Source organism: Asticcacaulis sp. (assembly GCA_024707255.1).
Classification (GTDB): domain Bacteria; phylum Pseudomonadota; class Alphaproteobacteria; order Caulobacterales; family Caulobacteraceae; genus Asticcacaulis.
In genome coordinates, this window is record JANQAC010000002.1 from 1,537,527 (window position 1) to 1,562,917 (window position 25,391).

At 59.9% G+C, this 25,391-nt stretch carries 24 protein-coding genes and 1 pseudogene; 14 read left to right on the plus strand and 11 right to left on the minus strand.

Going from position 1 to position 25,391, the window contains the following annotated elements; translation table 11 throughout:
- Position 1 precedes the first annotated feature (1 nt).
- Positions 2-2,050, minus strand: a complete 2,049-nt coding sequence (gene cyoB, locus NVV72_18590) for a cytochrome o ubiquinol oxidase subunit I (GenBank protein MCR6661226.1) — start codon at positions 2,048-2,050, stop codon at positions 2-4.
- 6 nt (positions 2,051-2,056) lie between these two features.
- Positions 2,057-3,100 (minus strand): ubiquinol oxidase subunit II, encoded by a 1,044-nt coding sequence (gene cyoA, locus NVV72_18595; protein ID MCR6661227.1) that lies wholly within the window; start codon positions 3,098-3,100, stop codon positions 2,057-2,059.
- Between the two features lie 410 nt (positions 3,101-3,510).
- On the opposite strand from cyoA, the gene NVV72_18600 reads away from it, so the two are divergent.
- The gene (locus tag NVV72_18600) at positions 3,511-3,975 is read left to right on the plus strand and encodes a hypothetical protein (GenBank protein MCR6661228.1); all 465 of its coding nucleotides are present in this window, start codon (positions 3,511-3,513) and stop codon (positions 3,973-3,975) included.
- A gap of 52 nt (positions 3,976-4,027) precedes the next feature.
- Here NVV72_18600 and NVV72_18605 read toward each other — a convergent pair whose 3' ends face one another.
- Complete coding sequence (locus tag NVV72_18605; protein ID MCR6661229.1) at positions 4,028-4,768, minus strand: SURF1 family protein; 741 nt, start codon at positions 4,766-4,768, stop codon at positions 4,028-4,030.
- A gap of 96 nt (positions 4,769-4,864) precedes the next feature.
- On the opposite strand from NVV72_18605, the gene NVV72_18610 reads away from it, so the two are divergent.
- The 3 genes from NVV72_18610 (at position 4,865) to NVV72_18620 (ending at position 7,418) form a co-directional block, all read left to right on the plus strand.
- Positions 4,865-5,581 (plus strand): 2OG-Fe dioxygenase family protein, encoded by a 717-nt coding sequence (locus NVV72_18610; GenBank protein MCR6661230.1) that lies wholly within the window; start codon positions 4,865-4,867, stop codon positions 5,579-5,581.
- A gap of 50 nt (positions 5,582-5,631) precedes the next feature.
- Positions 5,632-6,846, plus strand: coding sequence for a DUF5009 domain-containing protein (locus tag NVV72_18615; protein MCR6661231.1), 1,215 nt, complete (start codon positions 5,632-5,634; stop codon positions 6,844-6,846).
- 377 nt (positions 6,847-7,223) lie between these two features.
- Positions 7,224-7,418 (plus strand): hypothetical protein, encoded by a 195-nt coding sequence (locus NVV72_18620; protein ID MCR6661232.1) that lies wholly within the window; start codon positions 7,224-7,226, stop codon positions 7,416-7,418.
- Here the strand turns inward: NVV72_18620 and NVV72_18625 are convergent.
- Positions 7,415-7,879 (minus strand): Lrp/AsnC family transcriptional regulator, encoded by a 465-nt coding sequence (locus tag NVV72_18625; GenBank protein MCR6661233.1) that lies wholly within the window; start codon positions 7,877-7,879, stop codon positions 7,415-7,417. The two genes, NVV72_18620 and NVV72_18625, sit on opposite strands and share 4 nt — an antisense overlap.
- Before the next feature lie 127 nt (positions 7,880-8,006).
- On the opposite strand from NVV72_18625, the gene NVV72_18630 reads away from it, so the two are divergent.
- Both NVV72_18630 and NVV72_18635 read left to right on the plus strand, forming a co-directional pair.
- Positions 8,007-8,744, plus strand: coding sequence for an aspartate/glutamate racemase family protein (locus NVV72_18630; GenBank protein ID MCR6661234.1), 738 nt, complete (start codon positions 8,007-8,009; stop codon positions 8,742-8,744).
- A gap of 60 nt (positions 8,745-8,804) precedes the next feature.
- Positions 8,805-9,437, plus strand: a complete 633-nt coding sequence (locus NVV72_18635) for a 2OG-Fe(II) oxygenase (protein ID MCR6661235.1) — start codon at positions 8,805-8,807, stop codon at positions 9,435-9,437.
- Between the two features lie 141 nt (positions 9,438-9,578).
- Here the strand turns inward: NVV72_18635 and NVV72_18640 are convergent, their stop codons facing one another.
- Complete coding sequence (locus NVV72_18640; protein MCR6661236.1) at positions 9,579-10,361, minus strand: hypothetical protein; 783 nt, start codon at positions 10,359-10,361, stop codon at positions 9,579-9,581.
- 112 nt (positions 10,362-10,473) lie between these two features.
- Here NVV72_18640 and NVV72_18645 point away from each other — a divergent pair, with 112 nt between their 5' ends.
- Together NVV72_18645 and NVV72_18650 are read left to right on the plus strand one after the other, a co-directional pair.
- Positions 10,474-11,070 (plus strand): TIGR00730 family Rossman fold protein, encoded by a 597-nt coding sequence (locus tag NVV72_18645; GenBank protein MCR6661237.1) that lies wholly within the window; start codon positions 10,474-10,476, stop codon positions 11,068-11,070.
- A complete protein-coding gene (locus tag NVV72_18650) occupies positions 11,070-11,771 on the plus strand; it encodes a VIT family protein (GenBank protein MCR6661238.1) in 702 nt (233 codons plus the stop codon). The genes NVV72_18645 and NVV72_18650 overlap by 1 nt, the downstream gene beginning before the upstream one ends.
- Positions 11,772-11,850: 79 nt before the next feature.
- Here the strand turns inward: NVV72_18650 and gltX are convergent, their stop codons facing one another.
- Positions 11,851-13,107 (minus strand): glutamate--tRNA ligase, encoded by a 1,257-nt coding sequence (gene gltX / locus NVV72_18655; protein ID MCR6661239.1) that lies wholly within the window; start codon positions 13,105-13,107, stop codon positions 11,851-11,853.
- Between the two features lie 217 nt (positions 13,108-13,324).
- Here gltX and NVV72_18660 point away from each other — a divergent pair, with 217 nt between their 5' ends.
- A complete protein-coding gene (locus NVV72_18660) occupies positions 13,325-15,463 on the plus strand; it encodes an EAL domain-containing protein (protein ID MCR6661240.1) in 2,139 nt (712 codons plus the stop codon).
- A gap of 31 nt (positions 15,464-15,494) precedes the next feature.
- Here NVV72_18660 and dksA read toward each other — a convergent pair whose 3' ends face one another.
- From dksA to NVV72_18675, 3 genes are all read right to left on the minus strand, one after another.
- Complete coding sequence (gene dksA, locus NVV72_18665) at positions 15,495-15,914, minus strand: RNA polymerase-binding protein DksA (protein MCR6661241.1); 420 nt, start codon at positions 15,912-15,914, stop codon at positions 15,495-15,497.
- A 199-nt stretch (positions 15,915-16,113) separates the two neighbouring features.
- On the minus strand, positions 16,114-16,695 hold the full coding sequence (locus NVV72_18670) for a hypothetical protein (protein ID MCR6661242.1): 582 nt from the start codon (positions 16,693-16,695) through the stop codon (positions 16,114-16,116).
- Between the two features lie 10 nt (positions 16,696-16,705).
- The gene (locus NVV72_18675) at positions 16,706-17,131 is read right to left on the minus strand and encodes a flagellar assembly protein FliX (protein ID MCR6661243.1); all 426 of its coding nucleotides are present in this window, start codon (positions 17,129-17,131) and stop codon (positions 16,706-16,708) included.
- 298 nt (positions 17,132-17,429) lie between these two features.
- On the opposite strand from NVV72_18675, the gene NVV72_18680 reads away from it, so the two are divergent.
- The 3 genes from NVV72_18680 to NVV72_18690 are packed head-to-tail and all read left to right on the plus strand — an operon-like array spanning position 17,430 to position 19,332.
- Entirely contained in the window at positions 17,430-18,545 is a 1,116-nt protein-coding gene (locus NVV72_18680) for a flagellar basal body P-ring protein FlgI (GenBank protein MCR6661244.1), read from the plus strand.
- Complete coding sequence (locus NVV72_18685) at positions 18,545-18,892, plus strand: rod-binding protein (GenBank protein ID MCR6661245.1); 348 nt, start codon at positions 18,545-18,547, stop codon at positions 18,890-18,892. Before NVV72_18680 ends, NVV72_18685 begins: the two co-directional genes overlap by 1 nt.
- Positions 18,892-19,332, plus strand: coding sequence for a flagellar basal-body protein FlbY (locus NVV72_18690; GenBank protein ID MCR6661246.1), 441 nt, complete (start codon positions 18,892-18,894; stop codon positions 19,330-19,332). The genes NVV72_18685 and NVV72_18690 overlap by 1 nt, the downstream gene beginning before the upstream one ends.
- Before the next feature lie 9 nt (positions 19,333-19,341).
- On the opposite strand, the gene NVV72_18695 is transcribed toward NVV72_18690, so the two are convergent.
- Complete coding sequence (locus NVV72_18695) at positions 19,342-20,403, minus strand: hypothetical protein (GenBank protein MCR6661247.1); 1,062 nt, start codon at positions 20,401-20,403, stop codon at positions 19,342-19,344.
- Positions 20,404-20,647: 244 nt separating this feature from the next.
- Between NVV72_18695 and uvrA the strand changes: the two are divergent.
- Both uvrA and NVV72_18705 read left to right on the plus strand, forming a co-directional pair.
- A pseudogene (uvrA, locus tag NVV72_18700) lies at positions 20,648-23,558 on the plus strand (excinuclease ABC subunit UvrA).
- 58 nt (positions 23,559-23,616) lie between these two features.
- On the plus strand, positions 23,617-24,450 hold the full coding sequence (locus tag NVV72_18705) for a carbonic anhydrase family protein (protein ID MCR6661248.1): 834 nt from the start codon (positions 23,617-23,619) through the stop codon (positions 24,448-24,450).
- 9 nt (positions 24,451-24,459) lie between these two features.
- On the opposite strand, the gene NVV72_18710 is transcribed toward NVV72_18705, so the two are convergent.
- Entirely contained in the window at positions 24,460-25,377 is a 918-nt protein-coding gene (locus tag NVV72_18710; GenBank protein MCR6661249.1) for a hypothetical protein, read from the minus strand.
- Positions 25,378-25,391 lie beyond the last annotated feature (14 nt).

Here is a 25,391-nt window from a genome sequence, read left to right on the forward strand (position 1 = left end):
CTTATTGTTCCGCCTTCTTGAGATTGGCGAAGTGCGCGTCTTCGATCGCCTTGACCTCATCGGCCGGCACATAATAGTCGCGGTTTTCGTTGAAGGTATGGACGATGCCCAGGCCGATCATGACCAGTAGGGCGCCGCCCGCCATCCACCAGATGTGCCAGACAAGGCCGAAACCGAGGCCCGCACTGACAATGCCGATCAGGAAGCCCGTGGGGGTATTGTGCGGCATATGGATGGGCTCGTAAGCTTTCGGCTGCACATAGGCGGTGCCGGTCTGCTTGGCGTCCCAGAAGGCGTCGTGGTTGCCGATCTTCGGCAGGACGGCGAAGTTATAGAAGGGCGGCGGCGAGGACGTGGCCCATTCCAGGGTACGGCCATCCCAGGGATCACCGGTCAGGTCACGCAGTTCATCGCGCTTCCAGATGGAATAGACGATCTGAACTAGCTGGGCGATGATGCCGACAAAGATCAGCAGGGCGCCGCAGAGGGCCACGATCAGGTAGATGTGCCAAACGGGATTGTTGACGTAGTCCAGGCGGCGGGTCATGCCCATCAGGCCCAGCGCATAGATCGGCAGGAAGGCAATCCAGAAGCCGATCAGCCAGCACCAGAAGCTGACCTTGCCAATGCCGGCGTGCAGCTTGAAGCCGAACGCTTTCGGGAACCAGTAGTTCAGGCCGGCGAGGCAGCCGAAGACGACACCGCCGATGATGACGTTATGGAAATGGGCGATCAGGAAGACCGAGTTATGCAGCACGAAGTCCGCGCCTGGAACGGCCAGAAGCACACCGGTCATGCCGCCGATGACGAAGGTGATGATAAAGCCGAGAGTCCACATCATCGGCAGTTCAAGACGGATGCGGCCGCGATACATGGTGAAGAGCCAGTTGAAGATCTTCACGCCCGTGGGGATCGAGATAACCATGGTCGAGATGCCGAAGAAGGCGTTGACATTGGCACCCGCGCCCATGGTGAAGAAGTGGTGCAGCCACACGAGGAATGACAGGACACCGATGGCGGCGGTGGCGTAGACCATGCCGTCGTAACCGAACAGGCGCTTGCGCGAGAAGGTGGCGACCACTTCCGAGAACACGCCGAAGGCCGGCAGAATCAGGATATAGACTTCCGGGTGTCCCCAGGCCCAGATGAGGTTGACGTACATCATCGGGTTGCCGCCGCCGTCATTGGTGAAGAAGTGCATCCCCAGGTAACGGTCGGCGCCCAGCAGGGCCAAAGTGACAGTCAGGATCGGGAAGACCGCGACGATCAGCACGTTGGCGACCAGGGTCGTCCAGGTGAAGACCGGCATACGCATCAGGGTCATGCCCGGCGCGCGCATCTTGAAAATGGTGGTGATCAGGTTGACCCCCGAAAGCAACGTGCCCAGGCCGGATATCTGCAGCGCCCAGATGTAGTAATCCACCCCTACCCCCGGTGAGAACTCAAGCTCCGAGAACGGCGGGTAGGCCAGCCAGCCGGCGTGCGAGAATTCACCGACAACCAGCGAGACGTTGATCAGGATGGCGCCCGCGGCGGTCAGCCAGAAGCTCATGCTGTTGAGGTAAGGGAAAGCCACGTCGCGTGCACCGATCTGCAGCGGCATGACCACGTTCATCAGGCCGATGACGAAGGGCATGGCCATGAAGAAGATCATGATGACGCCGTGTGCCGAGAAAATCTGATCGAAGTGGTCGGGCGGCAGGTAGCCGGCACCGCCATTGGAGGCCAGAGCCTGCTGGCTGCGCATCATCAGGGCGTCGGCGAAGCCGCGCAGCAGCATGATCAGGGCCAGGATGATGTACATGGCGCCGATCTTCTTGTGATCGACGCTCGTCAGCCATTCGGTCCAGAGGTATTTCCACTGCTTGAAATAGGTGATCAGGCCGAGGACGAGGATGGCGCCACCCACCATGCCGGCACCGGCCACCATGATGATCGGCTCATGCCAGGGCACCGAATCGAGCCGCAGCTTGCCGAACAGGAATTCGACAAGCGGCGAAGCGTCGGCCGTTGAAGCCGCGTGAGCGGCGGGTTCTGCTTGCGTTAACATATGATACTAGCTCTTGTGCGCGCCAGATGACTGGAGAAGGGTTTGGGGAGTGAGGGCCGCTTCAGCGACCGCAGGTTTCACAGCTTTTGTTTGTGGTGCTTCACCCGGCTTGCATTGGGCGGCGCCCGGCGCCAGATCCTTCATCATTGCCATATTGTGGGCATCGTCCGTGCAAAGCCCGCCGGTGGCGCAGTTGTTCAGGATCTTGTGGAACAGGTCCGGCTCGACCGAAGCATAATAAGCCGGCTTGAAAGCCAGGTCGCGCTTGGCGATCTGCGCATAGGCGGCGGTGTCCAGCGAGGCCTGCGAGGCTTGTGCCTTCGCCACCCACGCCTTGAAGCCGGCGTCATCCATAGCCAGGGCCTGGAACTTCATACCGGCGAAGCCATGGCCGCTGTAATTGGCCGAGATGCCGTCATAGGTGCCGGGATGGTCGGCGCGCAGCGAGAGCTGGGTTTCCATGCCGGTCATGGTGTAGATCTGCGAGCCGAGTTGCGGAATGAAGAAGGAATTCATCACCGTGGCCGAGGTCAGTTTGAAATGGACCGGCGTGCCGACGGGCATGGCCATCTCGTTGACCGTGGCAATATTGTATTCGGGATAGATGAACAGCCATTTCCAGTCGAGCGACACAACCTCGACCTCAATCGGCTTGACGTTCGCCTTGGTCTCGTGCGGCGCCAGCGGCGCACGCGGGTCGAGTTCATGCGTTGAAACCCACGTCACGGCGCCCAGGGCGAGAATGATCAGGGTCGGGATCGCCCAGACCACCGCCTCGATGCGGTTGGAATGCTCGAAATCCGGAGCGTAAGTGGCCTTCTTGTTTGACGCGCGGTAACGCCAGGCGAACCAGATGGTCATGAAAATGACCGGCACGACGGGAATCAGCATCAGCAGCGTGGCCAGGATGATCAGGTCTTTTTCCTGCATCCCGACGGGCCCCTTGGGGTCCATCACGACCATGTTACAGCCGGACAATAGCGCCGCGCCCGCAATCAGGCCGCCCGCGATGAAGGCGCGCGTTATTGTGCGCCGCAATATAGAAGACAAGGAAACGCTCCGCTTGGAAAATACGGCCTGGTGAGGGCGCGTCGACTGACGATCCAAAGGGTTCACAGGATTAAACCTAAATCACACAAAGGAGTTGGCACACTCTTCGCGCTTATGATTGCGAAGATTCCGACGCGTAAACAGGAATTTCATAACCGTCGCAAAGGGGCACATTGTCGCACCGCCGCATTTATTTTTTCGCGTTTGCGTAAAAAAACGAAGTTATTTAACGCCGACGGGACTGACAAAAAAAGTCAAATAACCGTGACATCAAAAGGCGGCGCGCCCATAAAACAGCAAATTTTCGTTAAGCTAAAATTTGAAAAAAGCGTTGCAATATCCCAATTATGCGATAGCGTGAGATAAATTGACGCAGGCGTTAAATTTAATTGACGTGAAGGAATTAAAGTATGGAAGTGACTAAAGCCTATCCGCGTGTCTATCAGTTTGGACCGGTTTTCAAATCCCTTCTTCTGGCTGGTGCCCTGGCGCTTATCGTTATGGGTGTGACCGGGGCGATACAATCCTATACCCACATGCACGGCGTTGTCGCCCAGTTCGGCGGCGTCCTGCTCAGCCTGATTCCGATTGCCGCGGCCCTGTTCGGCACGCCGATGGTCTGGCGCTGCAAGCTGTCTCTGTACGAAGATCGTCTGGAATATAATGGCCTGGTAATTGATGCCGTGATCCGCAAGTCCGATATTATCGACAGCCTGATGCCGGCGCCGCAATACGGCATGTTCCAGATCTTCCTGACCCTCGCCGGCCATCCGTTCAAGCGCCTGCACCTTGCCGTGCTTGGCCATATGGATGATGCGATTGAGCGCTGGGTTAATGGCCTGCCCCATGCCGAGCCGGTCAAGGTTCGCATCTGAATCACGCCACAGAAAAACCGAACGGCCGCCGAACCTATTCGGCGGCTTTTTTTTATTTGGCTTCGTCACGCTCCGGTTTGCGGAACCACACCAGCCAGACGGATACAGCGATCAGCATCCCTGCCAGGGAAAACCAGGTAATGGCGTACATGAGGTGGCTGTTGGGGAATTTCACCACCGTCAGTCCACCTTTCGGCCAGCCGCCCGGATTGGGCGTGGCGTCGGCATCGATAAAATAGGGCGCGACCGCACCGATATGGCGGCTTTGCGCAATGGCGGCGATATCTCGGCGATACCAGGCGTCACGCGCCGGATCATTGGCCTGCTGGAGGAACCAGCCCTTGCTTTCCGGCATACGTAAAAGGCCGGTTATGCTGACCTCCCCCTGAGCCTGCGCTTCAGGCCGCGTCGCCGGCGCCCGCTTGTCCATCGGCACGAAACCGCGGTTGATATAGACGATGCTACCGTCATCGCGCTTCAGCGGCGTCATCACCCAGTAGCCTGCGCCATAATCCGACAACGTATAGACCTGTGCCTCGGCCGCGTTCATCAACTGGCCGCGCAGGGTGACGTGGCGATATTCGTCATCGGCCCTGTTGACCCGCGGCCAGTCCGCAGGCCGGGGCGCCTCGACCACCGGCGCCGCCACGCGTGCATTGACCCGCGCGATCAGGTCGGTCTTCCAGGCCAGTCTCTGCACCTGCCAGACACCAAGCATCAGGAACAGGGCAATGGCCGCCACAGTCAGGAAACCGAACAGGAGCGAGGACAGGGAGATTTTGCGAGTGGACATGGCGCGCCTCATGACTATGCGCGCCCTCCTATCACAAACCGGCCGCGACAGGACATCACATTGCTTTTCCGATTGAAGCGGTCCAGAGAAGACGACATGACGGATAATGCTCCTGCCCTGCCCGACTTGCGCCAAAAACTGACTGATGACGGGCATATATTCGCGCCGCACGCGGTCACGCAAACCCTGCTGCCGGCGGATTTTGCCGAGCACTGGCCGGCATTCGCGGCCTCATGGGATGATCTGGGGCCTGACCGTTTCATGGCCGATGGCGGGCGCTATCGCAAACGCCGCCACGCCGTTTTCGGCCTGTCTACCGGCATATTCACCCGCCAGGCGCACCAGCCGCACTACCAGAGCCGCGACTACAATATGCTGAACGGCGGCGTCCAGCGCTGGTTCGATCCCGTGACCGAGGCCACCGCTACCAATCCGGCCTTCCGCGCCCTGCTCGATCTCTGCCGCGACCTCTTCCATGCGGCCGCTTCGGACTGGCGCGTCGAAATCCATCAGTTCCGCATCGAGCCCGCGCCGGATGAAACCGGCCAGCCAACGCCGGAAGGGATGCATCGTGACGGCGTTGACTGGGTGGCAGTTATCCTGATCGATCGCCTGAATGTCAGCGAAGGCGTCACCGCTATCTGCGGCCCAGGACGCCACTCCCTGGGCGAATTCACCCTGACCGATCCGCTCGACGCGGTCTTTCTCGATGACCACCGCGTCCTGCATGGCGTCACGCCGATCCATCGCCTGGATCAGACAGAGCCCGGTCACCGCGATGTCCTGGTCATCACCTTCCAGCGCCAGTCATAGATTTGACGCCGGGCTTGTCGATGCGGCCAGTCTCCTGTCATAGTCGCGCCATGAAAACGATTGAGCCGCGCCCGGCCGCACCTTCGGACAGTGTCACGCGTGTCGGCGCCATCGACCTGCTGCGCGCCCTAACCATGGTGCTGATGATCTTCGTCAACGACCTGTGGTCGCTGAAGGACATTCCGGCCTGGCTCGAACATGTGCCACGTGGCGTCGATGGCATGGGCCTGGCCGATGTCGTTTTTCCGGCCTTCCTGTTTATCGTCGGCATGTCCCTGCCCTTCGCCATCGACAGCCGCAGGGCAAAGGGCGACAGCGATCTTCAACTCGTCGGTCATGTAATCGGCCGGTCGATCGCCCTGCTGGTGATGGGCGTTTTCTTCGTCAATGGCGAAACCCTCAATGCCGGCGCCACCGGCATGACCGCGCTTGTTTGGGACTGCGTATGCAGCGTCGCCTTTATCCTGATCTGGAACGCCTACCCCAGAACCATGCCGCAATGGTCGCAAAGGGGGCTGAAGGGGCTGGGCGTTCTTATCCTGCTCACCCTGGCCTTTATTTACCGAGGCGGCGAAGACGGACACTTGGAGCGATTCGCGCCGCATTGGTGGGGGATACTCGGTCTGATCGGCTGGTCCTATCTGGTAGCAGCCCTGGTCACCATTTTCGCGCGCGGGCGCCTTGTCATCCTGGTTGGCGCCTGGGCGGTTTTCAGCCTGCTGAGCGTGATCTGGGCTGCCAAGTTGGTTCCGGCGCCTCTGCACATCCTCCCCGAACCGATCATCGATGGCACCATGACCGCCCTCAGCCTGGGCGGCGCGGTCATCGCACGGCTGTTCCAGATATTTCAGGCAAGGAATCAAAATTGGCGCATGACGGCGATCTTTGCCGTCATCGCCGCGCTTTTGATCGCCCTGTCCATTTACACCCGGCAATTCTGGGGACTGTCCAAACTGGCGGCCACGCCGGCCTGGCTGTTCCTGTGCAGCGCCTTCACCCTGATTGCTTTCACAGCGCTTTACTGGATCAGCGATATGGCCCGAAAATCGCATTGGTTCAATCCGGTGAAGCCCGCCGGCACCGACACGCTTTTGTGCTATCTGATGCCGGCCTTTCTCTATCTGGCCATGGATGTGGTTTCCCTTAATCTGCCCGACCCATGGCTGACCGGCGGCATCGGCCTGGTCAAATCGCTGATATTTGCCCTGATCTGCGTCTGGATGGCCGGCGCCCTGCGCCGGATCGGCATACGGCTAAAATTATGAGCATTTAAGATAAAACGATAATAAGCCTGTTTGTGGGCAGGCTTTTTACAATCGCTGACTCGCCGGCCTATATTTTCCTTACCCTGTAATCCGCATCCTGATCTCGTTGTTCACAGCGAGTCACGCCATGCCCCGTACAGCCACATTCCAGAATCATGGATTTCAGTCCGCCCCCTTAAATCGACACCGCGCAGCGATGGTCGTGAACTGGTCGTCTTTGAAAGCCTCGTCGCGCTTCTCGCCCTGCTGCTGATCATTTCCGGCTTTAGCCTTTATGTTGGCAGGACTTTCAATGCCCCTGAGGACATCATGCCGAGCGGCGCCGTAAAGGTCAGCACGCACATACCGGCCGAACCGCCCTTGAGCCTGGTGGAAGCATGACCCGTTCGGCCAATTTCACGCCCTACATACTGGCGGCTTTCTTTGCCGCAGTTTTACTGGCACTGGTTGCCGCCAGCGCCTGGTCTCACGAACAGGCGGACCGGTTCGCGCAGGCGAATGCCGATGCGACCGATGTGCCGTCCGATGAAGAGGCGCCCGTTACGGATGCTGTCATCGAGGCGGTGAATTAGGTGGCGTAGTTCGTCGGCACCGCCTGTTCATTTTTCAGCGTTTCCATCGAAATGTAGGCCGAAACATCGAACAGGTCGATTCGGCTGACCAGGCGCTTGTAGATGGCGTCATAGTGGGCAATGTCCGTGACCACGATCTTGATGATGTAATCGAGGTTTCCCGCCAGGCGATGTACCTCGACGATTTCCGGGATATCGAGAACGCCTGACCGAAACCGTTCCAGCCAGTCCGCCGTGTGATGTGCCGTCTTGACCATGACAAAGACAGTCGTTGCCACATTCATGCGCGCGCGATCGAGCACCATGACATGGCGGTCGATATATCCCTCCTCCCGAAGACGCGTAATGCGGCGGGAACAGGCGGAAGGCGATAGATTTACCCGTTCGGCCAGGTCCGTCAGGGCCGAATCAGCATCACGTTGCAACAGGTCGAGCAGTTTGCGGTCACGATCATCAAGCATACCAAATATTGCATTAAATTTATGAAATACGCAATTTATTTGCGAAAATAAAGCTTAAAGGTCACTAATACGCGCGCCATTTCCCTAAGCTTCGCCATAAGATGAGAGTCCAAAAAAGGAGTTCGGAATGCGCAGGATCGGTTTGCTCGGCGGCATGAGTTGGGAAAGCACCGCCACCTATTATAAGCTTATCAATGAAGGCGTCCGCGAGGCGATGGGCGGGCTGGCCTCGGCCGATATCCTGCTGCGGTCACTCGATTTTCAGTCCGTGGTCGCCTTGCAGAAGGCCGATCGCTGGGACAAGGCCGCGCAATTGCTGGGCGATGCCGCTCAGGGTCTGGAAGCCGCCGGCGCCGACTGCATCCTGATCTGCACCAACACCATGCACCTGGTGGCCGAACAGGTCGCCGCCAGTCGCGATATTCCCCTGATCCACATTATCGGAGAAACCGCCAAGGCGCTGAATGCCGCCGGTCATCGCCGTCCGCTCCTGCTGGCGACCCGCTACAGTATGGAACACGGCTTCTACGCCGAACATATGAAGCGCTATGGCCTGGATATCCTTATCCCTGACGCCGATGATCGAATGGCCTGCCATAACGCCATCTTTGACGAACTGTGCCAGGGCGTTGTCAGCGAACGCGCGCGTCAAGCCCTGATTGACATGACCCGCCGTGGCGCCCTGCGCGGCGCCGACAGCGTCATCCTGGGTTGTACCGAACTGGGCCTGAGCGTTGATGCCGCCTGCCTGCCCCTGCCCTGTTTTGACTCAACCCACATTCACGCCCAGGCGGCGGTCGATTTCGCCCTGGCGGCTGCACCTGCCTCGCCGCGGCAATTCGTCATGGACGGCGCCTATATCTGATCCTTGCCGCTGGCTTTTCCGGCGTGCTATAAGCCGGACCTGCATTTTCAAGGTTTTGCCATGCTGCGTTATGACTCCATTGCCGCCACGCCGGCCGCCGATTATCCGTTCCGCAACCTGATCGGCGCTGATATCCTGCCGCCTGAACTGGAAAGCGATATCGCCCGCGATTTCCCGCAGATCGACAAGACCGGTTTCATGCGCCCGGAAGACTTCCCCATGGGCCCGTCTTTCAAGGCGCTGCTGGAAGAGGTTCGCGGCGAAGGATTCGCCCGGGCCATCGGCGACAAGCTGGGCGTCAATCTCGTCGGCAAACCCACTTGGGTGACCGTGCGCAAATGGTCGGCGCTCAAGGACGGCCGCCCGCATACCGATGGCGCCGACAAGCTGGCCTCGGCCCTCATCTATCTTAATCCCGAAGGCAGCAGTGGCGGCAACCTGCGTTTCCTCGAAGGCCCGGACCAAAGTGGTCCCGGCACCAAGGAAGTGAACCCCGGTTACGGCCATTTCATCGCCTTCCCGCGCCTGGATAATAGCTGGCATGGCCATACGCCTTTCGAAGGCGAACGCCGGGTGGTGCAGATTGCCTGGCTGGTCAGCGAAGACGCGGTGGCGCGCAAGGCCAAACGCCACGGCATTACCGAATTCCTCAAGAAGCTGTTCTCGAAGACCAAACAAGACGAGATGATGTAAAGAAGTGAACGCTTACTTCCGACAGTCATTCGTTGACTGGAGGCAAGGGCGACCGGATAACCGGCGTAGCGCCCGCCCGAGCCTTTGCGAGGCTTCTTCAAAGAAAAAATGCAGACGACGCTGGTATTTTAAAGCAACGCTTTAAAATACCAGCGTCGTCTGCATTCCGCCGCCGGGCAAAACCCAGTCCACCCGCCAGCCGTCTTCAACGCGCGCAATCCGGTCGCTATCGCCGTTGATGCGGGAATCCGTGAAATTGCGGACATTTTCCTTACCCCCCGCCATGACAGAGAGGGTATTGGCCGTTTCGCTTTCCGTCGGCGGCTCAATCTGCGTGGTGGCGGTATAGAAGCCCCGGTCATCGCTGCTCGTCCGCGCCCGGATTTCTCCATTCAAAACAACCTCAATAGGCGTCGTCGGCGCCACGCGGCCGGCGATCGCCAACGCGCCGGCGCGGTCATAATCGATCACCGCCACCGGCGTGAGGTCATTGAACAGGGCCAGGCTGGGCGCGCCCGGCCGCATCAGAACCGCCTTGTCCGGTGCGCCGACCGGAATGAACAACCGGCCATCGGCGTGCATCGACCGGCCGCTGTCCTCAGTCGACAGATCGAAAAGCCCGCCATCGGGTCCGGACGGCAGCTCGGCGCGGAACCGCCCCTTGGAATCCGAGGTAACCCCGACGGCGCGATTGCCGGCATAGCTGAACCGCACCCGTGCATTGGGGATCGTCTGGCCGGTCACAACAAAGATGTTGGAACCGGCCTGATCAACGCCGGTAATTTCGGGCGCGCGCCAGTAACCGGCGGCCTCAAGGGCGCTGGTCGCTTCCGTCGTCTTCGGCTTTTCCCCGCATCCGGCAACCACAGCCAGCAGGGCAAAACTCACGATATATCGGATATGGCGGGCACGGATCGGCGACATGCAGACATCATTATCCGGTTTCCCGCCTGACGAACAGAGGTCTGAATGGATTGCCATTCAGTTTTATTCGGATGACAATGCGAGTCGCTCTGTTTCAAAGATTGATCCGTTTATGGCCCCCACCACCTCCGATATCCGTTCCGTCTGCGTTTATTGCGGCTCATCGTTCGGCGCCAATCCGCTTTACCAACAGGCCGCGCGCGACCTGGGACAGATTCTGGCGGGCGCTGGCTTGAGGCTGGTCTATGGCGGCGGCGGCGTTGGCCTGATGGGCGAGACCGCCCGCGCGGTGCATGAGTCCGGCGGCGAGGTGCTCGGCATCATGCCGAAATTTCTGCAGTCGCGCGAAAGCGTCTTCGGCGAGGTCGAAACCCGCATTGTCGATAACATGCACGAACGCAAGATGATGATGTTCGAGGAGGCCGACGCCTTCGTGGTGGTACCCGGCGGCGTCGGCACGCTGGAAGAGGCCATCGAACTGATGTCATGGCGCCGGCTGGACCTGCACAAGAAGCCAGTAATCTTTCTCAACACCAACGGCTACTGGGAGCCGTTCTTCACCCTGATCCGCCATACCGAAGCGGAGGGCTTCACGCCCTCCGCCTTTCTTGATACCTATCTCAGCGTCGATACGGTCGAAGAGGTCTTGCCGGCTATCGCCCGCGCAGGCGCGCATACGGTCAATATCGATACACGGAGAGTTGTCTGATGACGCGCTCGCATAAGGCCGCCGAACTGCACTTTATTTCACGGATCGGCTGGTTGCGCGCCGCGGTTCTCGGCGCCAATGACGGCATCATCTCCACCGCCAGCCTGATCGTCGGAGTGGCCGCCAGCCCGGCCGACAAGAGCGCCATCCTGCTGACGGGCATCGCCGCCCTGGTCGCCGGCTCGCTTTCGATGGCCGCCGGCGAATATGTCTCAGTCAGCTCACAGGCCGATACCGAAGCCGCCGACATCGCCCGCGAAACCCAGGAGCTGAAGGACTTTCCCGAAGCCGAGGCTGAAGAACTGACCCAGATCTATGTCGCTCGCGGCCTGGAAGAACCACTCGCCCGGCAGGTGGCCGAACAACTGATGCAGACGGATGCCCTGAAAGCTCATACCCGCGATGAACTGGGCTTTTCCGAGCATACCGAGGCTAAGCCGATCCAGGCGGCCCTGACTTCTGCCGTCACCTTTGCTTCCGGCGCCATCCTGCCGCTTCTGGCCATGTGGTTGAGCCCTCGGCCGTTGATCGTATGGATCGTGGCGGCCTGCGCCATTGTCTTTCTGGCCGCCCTGGGCGCGTTGGGCGCCGTGGCCGGCGGATCGAACCTCGGCAAGGCCGTTTTCCGCGTCACCTTCTGGGGCGCGATTGCCCTGGGCGTCACCGCCGGCATCGGCAAGCTGTTCGGCGCGGTGGTTTAGCCCTGTAGCCGCTTCGCAATCTTGTCGCGGCCGATCAGGAAGCTCAAGGCCCCCATGTCGGGACCGTGGTCCATACCGGTCAGGGCCGGCGCAGCGGCATGAAGAGCGCCTTGCCTTTGGCGCCGGTCGCCTCCTTGATCGCTCCCGACCAGGCGGACCAGCTATCGCGGCCATAGTCGGCCGGCAGCAATTCCAGGGCCTTGGCGGCAAAGGCTGCATCCTCGATCTTCGGCGTGATGTCGCCACCGATGATCTGCGCCCATTCCGTCACTTCGGCGAACTTGTGCAGGTTCATCTTCACCGTATCCCAGAAGAGCTCACCCAGATCGGCGTTCAGGGCTTCCAGACGCGGCTTGGCATCGGCATAAGACATGGCCTGCAACACCTGGGCATTGAGGCGCATGAGATCATCGAAATCATAACGCGCCGGCGCGCGCCCCATCTTGTCGAAATCCTGACCTTCTACCAATGCCATCAGGGAGGGCGCGGCTTCCAGCGCATCGGAGGTGCCGATCTTCGCCAAATGGGAGGTGATGGCCAGCGGCTCCAGGCCATCTTCGCGCATCTGTGAGATCGACATTGAGCCCAGACGCTTGGAAAGGCCCTCGCCATCCGCGCCAACCAGCAGCGGCATGTGCGCGAAGACCGGCAGGGGCGAACCACCAAAGAAAGCAGACAACGCCTCGAAAATTTCCAGTTGCGTGCCAGTATTGGCGACGTGATCTTCCCCGCGAATGACATGAGTGATCTTCATGTCGATATCATCCACCACCGACGGCAGGGTATAAAGGAAGGCGCCATCCTCGCGGATCAGCACCGGATCAGACATGGAGGTGGTGTCGACCTCGCAGTGGCCGCGCACCAGATCTTCCCATACCACACGCTTGCCATCCAGTTTGAAACGCCAGTGGGCTTTGCGCCCCTCAGCCTCATAGGCGGCCTTCTCGGCATCCGTCAGCTTGAGCGCGGCGCGGTCATAGACCGGCGGCAGGCCGCGCGATAACTGCACCTTGCGGCGGCGATCCAGTTCCTCGGCGGTTTCATAGCAGGCATAGAGGCGGCCATCGGCCTTCAGGGCATCAGCGCATTTCTGGTAAATGTCGAAGCGCTTCGACTGATTGTAGCGCTCCCCCCATTCGAGACCCAGCCACTTCAGGTCGGTCTCGATCAGGTCTTCATTTTCCTTTGTCGAGCGCTCCAGGTCGGTGTCATCGATCCGCAGCACGAAAACACCCTGGTGCTTCTGCGCAAACAGCCAGTTCTGGATGGCGGCGCGCACATTGCCGGCATGGATGCGGCCGGTGGGTGAAGGGGCAAAACGAACCTTGACGGTCATGGAATGGTCTCATCATAAAAACGGAGCCTTCCCTTACCCCCCTGCACCCGATTTGAAAAGACTTGATGCGAAAACACAGTAAACGCCGCTTAGGAACCGTGACATCCCCGTCAATCTTTTATGACATCAAGCGCTGGTTAAGGTCTTGCCGCTACTCCCGCACCAAGGCGCAAAATAGCGCCAGGTAGGTGTCAGTTTCAAGTAAGGCGCAGCTTATATGCAGAAGGCCCTGTGCATTTCCGATATTACCGATCGTATCGATCCGGTATCGCCGCAATGCTCTAATTCCACTCTTTATGAAACGTTCCGGGATGAATCCGATCTGATGGTCGTCGCGGTGGCCGATGACGCCGGGCGCGTCCTCGGCCTGATCGAGCGCCACGCCTTCAACCTGACCATGGCCGGCGAATATGGCCGCGCCCTCTATGGCAACAAGCCGGTCACTACCCTGATGGACCCCGCACCCCTGCTGGTCGATATCGACACGCCCCTGCGCGACTTCACCCGCACGACTCTCAGCGAACGCCCGTCGGAACTGATGCGCGGCTTCATCGCCACCTGTGATGGCCGCTATGCCGGCGTCGGCACCTCGCTGTCGGTTCTGAAAGCGATCAGCGCCGACCTGCACCAGTCGCTTGGCCGGCAGCAGGAAATGACCAATGACCTGATCCGCCTGAGCAGCGAATCCCAGCGCCACCAGACCTTCCTCAACATGGTTATCCAGAATATCCCCGCCATGGTTCTGGTCAAGAACGCCGCCGACCAGAAGATCGTCCTGCTCAACAGCGTTGGCGAGGACATGCTCAACGTCTCCAGTAATAAAGTCGTCGGCAAATCCAGCGGCGACTTCATGACCGCCGAACGCGCAGCGCTTTACAATACCTACGACCAGATGGCGCTGCAAAGCGATGAGCCCATTATGCTCAAGGAGGAGCAGGTCACCGACGCCCATGGCCACCAGCGTGTCATCCAGCTCAAGAAAACGGTCCTGCGCACCCCTTCCGGTGAAGCAGACTGTATCCTCACCCTGGGCATTGACCTGACCGAACAGAAACAGGCCGAGGCCCGTATCGCCCATCTGGCGCATTATGATCCGCTGACGGGCCTGGCCAACCGCGCCCTGTTCACCCGTGAAATGGATGCGGCCTTAAGCCGCGTTCAGCGCCATGACCGCAAGGTGGCCCTGCTGTGCCTCGATCTCGACCGCTTCAAGGCGATCAACGATTCCTACGGCCACCTGACGGGTGACCAGTTGCTGACCGAAGTGGCCGAGCGCCTGCGCGGCTGCGTGCGCAAGAGCGATATCATCGCCCGCATGGGCGGCGATGAATTCACCATTATCCAGGACATCGAAAGTGCCGAGGATGCACAGCACCTGGCCGGCCGGATTGTCGATGCCCTGAAACTGCCCGTTATCGTCAATGAAACAGCCCTGGACATCGGGGTAAGCATCGGTATTGCGCTGGCGCCGGCAGACGGCATGGACGCCAACAACCTGCTGTCGCGCGCCGACCTGGCCATGTATCGCGTCAAGGCCGAAGGGCGGAATGGCTGGTGTTTCTATCGTCCGGAAATGGACGCGCAATTGCAAAGCCGCATCGAGATGGAGCAAGACCTGAAGGCCGCCCTCGCCGGCAACCAGTTCCAGCTCTTTTACCAACCCCTGCTCAACCTTGACAGCGGCCAGGTCGTCTCGTTCGAGGCCCTGCTGCGCTGGCAACACCCAACACGCGGCATGGTCTCGCCGGCGGAATTCATTCCTCTGGCCGAGGAATGCGGCCTGATCGGCCAGCTTGGCGAATGGGTGCTGAACGAAGCCACGAAAACGGCCGCCCACTGGCCGCAGAACTGGCGCGTGGCGGTCAATATCTCGCCGCTTCAGTTCCGTCACAAGTCACTGGTGAACCTTGTCAAAAAAGCGCTGAAAAGCTCCGGTCTGTCGCCGGCGCGCCTGGAACTGGAAATTACCGAAAGCGTCATCCTTGAAGACGAGACCCATAATCTGGCCATCCTCAACGCCATTCGGGCGCTCGGCGTCCGCATCGCCATGGACGATTTCGGCACCGGTTATTCAAGCCTGAGCTACCTGCGCACCTTCCCGTTCGACAAGATCAAGATCGACCAGTCCTTTGTTCGTGACCTGCCGCATGACAAGAATGCCCTGTCGATCGTCAGGGCCATTACCGACATGGCACAATCGCTCGGCGTTCTGATCACGGCGGAAGGCGTCGAAACGGAAGCCCAGATGGAGGCGCTCAAGGCGCTCAATTGCGGCGAAGCGCAAGGCTATTTCATCGGCCGCCCGGCGCCTGTCATCGATGCCTATGTTCAGCCGGTCGCCAGATATGGGACGTAAAAAAAGCGCCGGTCGGTCCGGCGCTTTCATATCAGTCGTCCCGATGCACACGCTCGGAACGCTCGTGGCGTTCCTGGGCTTCGATGGAGAGCGTCGCCGTCGGGCGGGCTTCGAGGCGGCCCAGGCCGATCGGCTCGCCGGTTTCCTCGCAGAAGCCGTAGCTGCCGTCGTCGATGCGCGAAATGGCTTCGTCGATCTTGCTGATCAGTTTGCGCTGGCGGTCACGGGTGCGCAGTTCAAGCGCGCGATCGGATTCCGAAGAGGCGCGATCCACCAGATCCGGATGGTTTTCCGTCTCTTTCTGCATGATGTTGACGGTTTCCTTGGCGCCTTTCAGGATCTCGTCCTTCCAGCCATTCAGCTTGGCCCGGAAATAGGCCAACTGGCGGGTATTCATATATTCTTCGTCTTCTGTCGGACGGTATTGTTCCGAAACTTGTACGGCAGACATGTTGCTTTGACACCCCTATTGATCGACGCCCAATTGACGACGCATGGTCCCGGTGTCTTAAGGCCGGACACCGCAAACCCTAAACAGCAAAAACGATACCAGTCGCAGCTACCTTCCCCGCCGGTCACGGCAGCGCGATTTGGCGGCTTATAAAGGGGTATCATTAACCTGTGAAGCGATTTTACGCGGACCGGCCGATTTATGCCGTGAAGAGGCTGTGAACAAATCCGGCGAACGCCTCGGCGGCATGACGCAGCCGTTCCGGCCAGTGTTCCGCGGCCTCCGCATCGGCGCCATCAGTGATGTATTTGACCGCCGCAAAAGGCAGGTTTTCAATGCGGCAGACCTTGGCCAGGGCGTAGGCTTCCATATCCAGAACCTGGCAATCCATGGCCAGCGCTCCGGTCACGAAACTGTCGCCGCTGCCGCACAGGCCGCCGGTCAGGTCGGGAAACAGAACCGGTGTTTCCAGCATGGCGGGTATGGTTTCATAGGGCGTTTCGCCGTGCGCGAAGCCCAGCGGCGTCACGTCCATGTCGCGCTGGACGAACTGATTACACGCGATCAGGTCTCCGGTGCGGAAACAGCGGCTGCCCGCAGTGCCGAGATTGACCACCCGCGCCGGCAGCCGCCCTTCATATCGGCGTCGTGTGAGTTCACGCGTCAGGGCATGGGCGGCATTGACCTTGCCAATCCCGGTATAAATGACATCTGCGCCCAGTGCGTCCAGCAATCCCATGGCCTCCTGTTTCAGGGCCATGACGAAAAGCGTATCCTTCATACTTCAGGCATTACATCAGGCGGCGTTTGGCTAGTTCGACGCAGGCGCGGGTCTCGATCTCGTTGAGCACGCCCTGCAAACGGTCGTCCTCGATCTCTTCCTTCTGAAGCGCGATCATCGATTGCAGGCGGATCAGGGCCTCGTCATCAATATCGCCGGAAAGCACGCTGACCTTGAGGTCATCCAGCGCATCGAGAATATCATGTGAGCGCTTGATCTGGCGACGGCGGCGGCCGGTCAGCACATCTTCTTCGCCCTGAAGCGCCATCAGCGCATCAATGCCCATCATGCCGAAAGCAGCCGAAGTCTGTGCCGTGGCGGCGGATTTGCCCGCGCCGTCCTTGCCGGACAGCGAAAATCCGCTGCCTGCCTTTTTCACGCCGCTGGACGAGCCGCTGATCGGCGCGCCGGTAACTGAATTGATCCTGAATGTCATAATCTGACCTGCTGCGAACCCACACACTATATTAAGACGCCGTGTAGTTTCTTCTGTTTTTCTGTTTTGCCCGGCTGACAAAGCATAGGGGCAAAAACCGGCTTTTGCCAGTGAACGACACGGTCATTATTGCCGCCTCAGGGTAAGCGAAGCCTTAACGCCCCGGCACAAATTTCCCGTTGACGGATACGGCCGAGATGCGCGCGGAGAAGCCGCTGATAATAATAAGAAAAATTGTCGCCGATTCGTGGCACGGATTTCGCAACCGGATCGACAATTATGGTTAACGGGTAAATTCATGCGCCTCACCAAACTGAAAGCTTTCTTTTGCGCCACCGCGATCGCCGGGCTGATGCTATACAGCCCCGCCGCGATGGCCAGCTCGCGCATCAAGGATATCGTCGATGTCGAAGGGGTGCGCACCAACCAGTTGATCGGCTATGGCATCGTCGTCGGCCTGAGCGGCACCGGCGATACGGTCCGCAACTCGCCCATGCTCAAGCAGAGCCTCGAATCGATGATGGAGCGCATGGGCGTCAATGTCCGCGACGCCAATCTCAACACCAAGAACGCCGCCGCCGTCATGGTCACCGGCGAACTGACGCCCTTCGGCGCTTCCGGCTCGCGCATCGACGTCACCGTCTCGGCCATGGGCGACGCCAAGAGCCTGCTCGGCGGCACGCTACTGGTCACGCCCCTGCTCGGCGCCGATGGTGAAGCCTATGCCGTGGCGCAAGGCACCGTCCAGACCGGTTCGGTCTCGGCCGGCGGGGCGTCCGGCTCCTCGGTCACCAAGGGCGTGCCCACCGCCGGCCGTATCGCTTCCGGCGGCACGATCGAGCGCGAAACGGCGTTCAATTTCAATTCCATGCCCTTTCTGCGCCTGACCCTGCATAATCCCGATTTCGCCACCGCGCGCCGCATCGCCGACGCTATTACCCGCCAGTACCCGGGCACGGCCATCGCCGAAAATCCCTCGATCGTCGCCATCAAGCCCCCCGCCGGCATGACCATGATGGATTTCATGACCCTGGTCGAGCCGATGAATGTCGATGTCGATACCCCGGCCAAGGTGGTGATCGATGAGGTCAACGGCGTCATTGTCATGGGCGAGAATGTCCGCATTTCGCGCGTCGCCATCGCTCAGGGAAATCTCACCATCCGTGTCGATGAACAGCCGGGCGTCAGCCAGCCCCTGCCTTTCTCGCAAGGCCAGACGACGGTTGTGCCTTCCAGCAATGTTTCGGTGGATGAGGAAAAGGGCAAACAACTGATTCAGTTGGGTGGCGGTTCCTCCCTGTCGGACCTGGTGGCTGGCCTCAACGCCCTGGGCGTGACGCCGCGCGACATGATCGCCATATTGCAATCGATCAAGGCCGCCGGCGCGCTGCAAGCTGATATTGAGGTCATGTAATGGACAGCGCAGCCCTTCTCACCCTTCAATCCGCCCAGACCCAGGCCGCCACTGCCCAGCAGAACCAGGCGACAGCCGCCCTGAGCAACAAGACCGGCCAAAATTCTGAAAAGGGCAATGCAAAGCTTGGCCTCGATTTCGAGACCATGTGCCTGACCAACCTGCTGTCGCCCATGTTTGAAGGACTATCTACCGATGGCCCCTTCGGCGGCGGCCATGCCGAGGAGACCATGCGCTCCTTCTATGTCGGCGCCATGGCCAAACAAATGGCCCAGCGCGGCGGCATAGGCATCTCCGACATGATGCAGAGCCAGTTGCTCAAACTCCAGGAAAAGGGAGCCGCCTGATGGCCCTCGCCGCCGCCAACGCCACCGAACGCGCCCGGCAACTGATCGCCCTGACCACCCGTCTGGGTGAACGCCCGGTCTCGGAAACCGCCAGCCTCCAGGCCCGCCGCCCGCAGGATATTCTGGAGGGCATCGAAGAAACGCGCAACCTGTCGAACCTCTACCGTCACGAATCCATGCGCATCAAGGCGGATCCCAGCCTGCTGGAAGGGCTGGATCCGGCCGACAAAAAGGCCCTGCGCGAGGCGACGGAACTGTTCCAGAACCGCCTGCACCAGTACGAACTGGCGGTAAACGCGGCCAAGACCATTACCGAAGGCATCATCAGCGCCGTCGCCGACGATCTGAACAGCCGACGCAAGCAGACCTCGCCCTATGGCGCCAGGGGCCGCACCATCGACACCGGTCCGCAATCGCTCAATTTCGGCAAGAAGGCATAAACTGTAGCGTCACTTTGGTCCGGGCGTATTTTTAGGATCCGTATTTAGTCCATTTTGCATGCGCTGCGCTTTTGGGTCAGTGTAGGCGCCTCGTTTTAGGCCGTCATCTCGTGGCCCCTTTGCGCTTGGCACCTGCACCACGCGGTCCCAATAGTCCGAATTTTCCGGCTTACTCATGTAATTCTTTTTAGCGACAGCCGCCTGCAAACCGGCATCGGGCTTCGGCCCGAGGTTCTTCTGGCTGGCCAGGTCGGTCATCTGGCAACCCGCCGGCAGAGGCTTTCCCGCCTTTTGCGTCGAAACGCACCAGTCGTGATTTTGCAGGGCCTGCGTCACCTGTCCGCGCCCGCCTTTCAACGTCCCCACGCCGCTGGGCAATCCAGCCGGCGGCGACATGGCGCCCAACCGTCCGCCACCGCCTGCCGGGGCCAGTCCCGACGGCGCCACCTTTTGCAGGGCCGGGATATTGACATCCGGCGTTTCATGCAGGTTCAGGTCGCTGACCTGACCAACCGTTTCCTGGGCCTTCGCCTCCAGTTCTTCCTGCGCCTTCTTCTTGGCGCGGGCACTCATTGACGGACTGGGCGGCGCATCAGCCACCGTGGCCGGCGCCGTCAGATCGAGTGGCTTTTCCTTGGGAATGGTGACGGTGATCGGCTTGACGGGCTGCGGCTGGACCACAGGCTGTGGCACGACGGCCGGCGGCGCCTGCTCGGTTTCCCGCGGGGCCTCGTCAACCGGCTGGGGCGTATCCGGTTGCTGCACTTCGCGCGGCACGATCACCGGCACGGGCTCCGGCTTCACTTCCGGCTGCACTTCAGGTTTTTGGGGCGGCGGCACATCCCATATCTCGGCGGGCAGAAAGGGCTCTTCGATGAACTGGCTGTCGAGATTCCAGATTTCCGGATGGGTGGCCACCAGCATCCAGAACAGAAGGCCGTGCAGTATAAGGGCCAGGACAATGGCGCCGGTCAACCGGGAGCGGCGGCTGGTACGCGCCGTTATGCCTGCCAGCCACAGCTCCATGCTGTCACCGACGCGCTCCCTCATCCGTATGATGCCAGCCTGCATAGGGTTTGATCCTCTTCGTCCCAACCCTGACGATAGATTCAGGCCGTACTTTGTCCTGTTTGTATGAAGGTGTCAAAAAAGACCCTGCTGACAGATATCGTCAGCCTGATCCCCTAGCGTCAAAATCCGATGTGCAATGCCGTGTCAAAACATTAATGTTGCCAAATTGTTCTTGCACCCCTCTGGCAAATCGCGGCAAAGCCTCTATATACTCCCCTGTTCCATTTTTTGAGGATATGCGCGTATGGCCAAGCCTTCCGATCAGGACTTCATCAAGGTTCGCGGTGCCAGGGAGCATAATCTCAAGGGCGTTGACGTCGATATTCCGCGCGGTGAACTGGTGGTCCTGACCGGGCTTTCGGGTTCTGGGAAATCCTCACTAGCTTTTGATACCATCTATGCCGAGGGCCAGCGCCGCTATGTCGAAAGTCTGTCGGCCTATGCGCGTCAGTTTCTGGAACTGATGTCCAAGCCCGATGTCGACCTGATCGAAGGGCTTTCCCCCGCCATTTCCATCGAGCAGAAGACCACGTCCAAGAATCCGCGCTCGACGGTCGGCACGGTGACCGAGATCCATGACTATATGCGCCTGCTGTGGGCGCGCGTCGGCATCCCCTATTCCCCCGCCACAGGTCTTCCCATCGAATCCCAGACCATTTCGCAGATGGTCGACAAGATCATGGCCCTGCCGGAAGGGACGCGCCTGCTGCTGCTGGCCCCCTTCGTGCGCGGCCGAAAGGGCGAATACAAGAAGGAAATCGCCGATCTCCAGCGTCAGGGCTTCCAGAGACTGAAGATCAATGGTGAGTACTATCCCATTGAAGACGCACCGAAACTCGACAAGAAGTTTAAGCACGACATTGATGTGGTGATCGACCGTGTCGTCGTCAAATCCGGCATCATGGCGCGCCTCGCCGATTCGCTGGAAACTGCCTTGCGGCTGGCTGACGGTCTCGCCATCGCCGAACACGCGGACCTTGAAGAAGGCGATACCGAACCAAAGCGAATCATCTTTTCCGAAAAATTCGCCTGCCCGGTCTCCGGCTTCACAATCACCGAAATTGAACCACGTTTGTTCTCGTTCAACAATCCATACGGCGCCTGCCCGACCTGCGACGGCCTCGGCGTCAAACTGGCCTTCGACAAGGATATGATCGTCGCCGATCCGAAACTGTCCCTGACCGGTGGCGCCATCGCGCCGTGGTCGAAAGGCCCCTCGCCGCTCTATACCCAGACGCTCCAGGCCCTGAGCGTTCACTATGGTTTCAAGATGGATACGCCGTGGGAAAAGCTCGGCGATGACGTCCAGAACGTGATCCTGCACGGCTCCGGCGGTCAGAAGATCAAGTTCGTCTATGAGGATGGCAGCCGCCGCTACGACGTCACCAAGGTGTTCGAGGGCGTCATTCCCAATATGGACCGCCGGTGGCGCGAAACCGATTCGTCGTGGGTGCGCGAAGATCTGGCCCGCTATCAGTCGGAAACGCCGTGCGAAGCCTGTGGCGGCGCGCGTCTCAAGCCGGAAGCCCTGGCGGTCAAGATCGACGCCAAAAACATTTCGCAGATTTCCGGCCTGTCGATTCTGCAAGGCCCATGAATGGTTCTCAACTGTCGAAGACAAGCTGACCCCGCAATCCCAGGAAATCGCCCGGCGAATCCTCAAGGAAATCAAGGACCGGCTGCGCTTTCTTAATGATGTGGGTCTGGATTATCTCAACCTGTCACGCAATTCCGGTACGCTTTCAGGCGGCGAATCTCAGCGTATCCGCCTGGCCTCGCAGATCGGCTCCGGCCTGACCGGCGTACTCTATGTACTCGATGAACCTTCTATCGGCCTGCATCAGCGCGACAATGACCGCTTGCTCGTCAGCCTCAAGGGCCTGCGCGACCTCGGCAATTCGGTTTTGGTGGTTGAACACGATGAGGATGCCATCCTGCAGGCCGACTATGTCATCGACATGGGACCAGCCGCAGGTGTGCATGGCGGTGAGATCATTGCGCAAGGGCGGCCGGCCGATATCAAGGCCAATCCCAAGTCTTTGACCGGCCAGTACCTGACCGGCAAAAAGGAAATTCCGCTCTTCTACGGCGAAGGTCACAACGACCAGCGCCGGCCAATCAACAAGAAGAAGATGCTGAAGGTTATCGGCGCCCGCGGCAACAACCTGAAGAACGTCACCGGCGAAATCCCGGTTGGCGTCATGACCTGCATCACCGGCGTCTCCGGCGGCGGCAAATCCACCTTTACCCTTGAGACCCTGTACAAGGCCGCCGCCCGGCGCCTCAACAACGCCTCGGCCCATCCGGCGGCGCACGACAAGATCGAGGGTCTGGAGCATTTCGACAAGATCGTCGAGATCGACCAGTCGCCGATCGGCCGTACACCGCGCTCCAACCCGGCCACCTATACCGGCGCCTTCGGCCCGATCCGCGACTGGTACGCCGGCCTGCCGGAATCGAAGGCGCGCGGCTATGGCCCCGGCCGCTTCTCGTTCAACGTCAAGGGCGGCCGCTGTGAAGCCTGTTCGGGTGACGGCCTGATCAAGATCGAAATGCACTTCCTGCCCGATGTCTATGTCACCTGTGATGTCTGCAAGGGCAAGCGCTACAACCGCGAGACCCTGGATATCGTTTTCCGCGGTCATTCGATCGCCGATGTGCTGGATATGACGGTCGAGGAAGGCGCCGACCTGTTCAAGGCGGTGCCGTCGATCCGCGATAAGCTGAAGACTTTGGAACGCGTAGGACTGGGCTACATCAAGATCGGCCAGCAGGCCACCACCCTTTCGGGCGGCGAGGCCCAACGCGTCAAGCTCAGCAAGGAATTATCCAAGCGCGCTACCGGCAAGACGCTCTATATCCTCGATGAACCGACCACCGGTCTGCATTTCGAGGACACGCGCAAACTGCTGGAAGTGCTGCATGAACTGACTGACAACGGCAATACGGTCGTGGTCATCGAGCACAATCTCGACGTCATCAAGACGGCCGACTGGCTGCTCGACTTCGGTCCCGAAGGCGGCGACGGCGGCGGCGAAATCGTGGCCTTCGGCACCCCCGAACAGGTGGCGGCCAACGACAAGAGCTGGACCGGCAAGTATCTCAGGGAGATGCTGGCAAAGCACCGCAAGCGCCATCTCGAACCGGCGGAATAGTTCGCCTGAAAAGGGAGACGCTTAATCTCCGTTAACCCTTTTTCGGCACAGTGCGGGCATGAAAAGCCTGAGTCGCGCCTCCGCCGTTTTTATGGTCAGCCTGCTGGCCCTCTCACTTTTTGCCTGTTCCGGCAAGAAGGATGCCCATGCACCGGAAGCCGAACATGAAGCCGAACACGCCACAGAAGCGCACGGTGGCCCGCCGGTGTCCAAATGGACCTATGACGGCGATACCGGACCGGAGCATTGGGCCCAGCTTGGCGGCGCTTCGGCGATCTGCGGCGACGGCCAGCGCCAGTCACCGGTTGACATTACAGGCCAGCCGAAGATGCAGTTTTCGCATATCGGGCTGAACTATAATTCGGTGACCGCCACTATCCAGAATACCGGCAAGACGGTCCGCGTGGCGCCGGCGAATGGTGGTGATCTTGAAATCGACGGCAGCAAGTATGCGCTGAAATCGATCGAGTTCCACAGCCCCAGCGAACACGCGATCAACGGCCATCATTCTACGCTTGAAAGCCAGTTCGTCCATGTCGATGACAAGGGCCATACGGTGATCGTGGCGGTGCTTTACGATATCGGCGTGGCTGATCCGATGCTGGGTTCGCTGTGGACCTACCTGCCGTCTGATCCGGGCCAGCCGGTGCCCCTCGCCGATCTGCTGATCAATGCCCAGGACCTGATGCCCGGCACCGAGGACTTCTACGTCTATTCCGGTTCGCTGACCACGCCGCCCTGCACGGAAGAAGTGACCTGGATGGTCTACACGGCGCCCCTGACCATCAGCGCCGAACAGGCCGACGCCTTCCAGCGCCTGATCGGGCCAAATGCCCGCCCGCTACAGGCGCGTCATGAGCGTGATTTCTTCCGCATGGCCGGAACGAATTAAACAGGCCCGTTAACCGGCTGCCTTTTCCTCGACTTCACGCGGCTTGATCTTGCCACGCAGGGTCCGATAGGCCGCCGCCGGCGCCGCCAGTTCGATACTGATGCCAAGCGGCATGACGAAGGCGAAGGTCAGGACCGTGGCGATCACCGAGGCCGGAGTCAGGAAACTGTCAACGCTCGTCATGTCAGGCATCCGGATTTCGCCAGTGACATTCAAACCCAGCGCCAGCACCTGGATGGCCTCGATGATCTTGTCACACAGGAAGGCCACCACCTGAGCCAGGGCAAAAGCTGTGGCATAGCCTGTGAAAAGGGACCAGAACCGATCCCGCGTCATGGCAAAACTGCCAAATAGATCAAACCGTTTCAGATCAAAGCTCTGAACGCCATTTAACGACAGCCTGATCCCCAGCCACAGGGCGACGCCTATGGCAGCGATAAAACCCAGCGACTGGATGCCCGCCGCCGCCTGTACATTTCCGCCGCTGATCAGCAGGCCCAACAGACCCGCCAGCGCGGAAATACCTGCCAGAACACCGAACAGGATGACCAGGGACAGCGCCCGCACGGCCATGATGCGGATTTCCTGCCAGCCAAAGGCCAGGAAGCCCAGGCGATCGTCCGTTTCGCCGAACACGACCCGGCAGACGGCACAGACCAGCACCGACGACATCAGAATATAGACAGGCGCGCACAGGAGGACCGCCGGTGCAATTTGCTGATTGAGCGAATTAAGGGTTACAGGGTCAAGCTTGCCTGACTGGAACATGGCAAACGCCTGCGCCACAGCCGGCCCCGCCATATAGACCATGATCAGGCTCATGACGCCATAACCGAACAGGGTGATCGCGCCCCAGAAGGCGATCAGCTTCGGGCGTTCGCGGATGATACGGAAGCCCTCGAAGGCAAAATCGAACGTCAGGTTCATGCACAGGTCTCAGC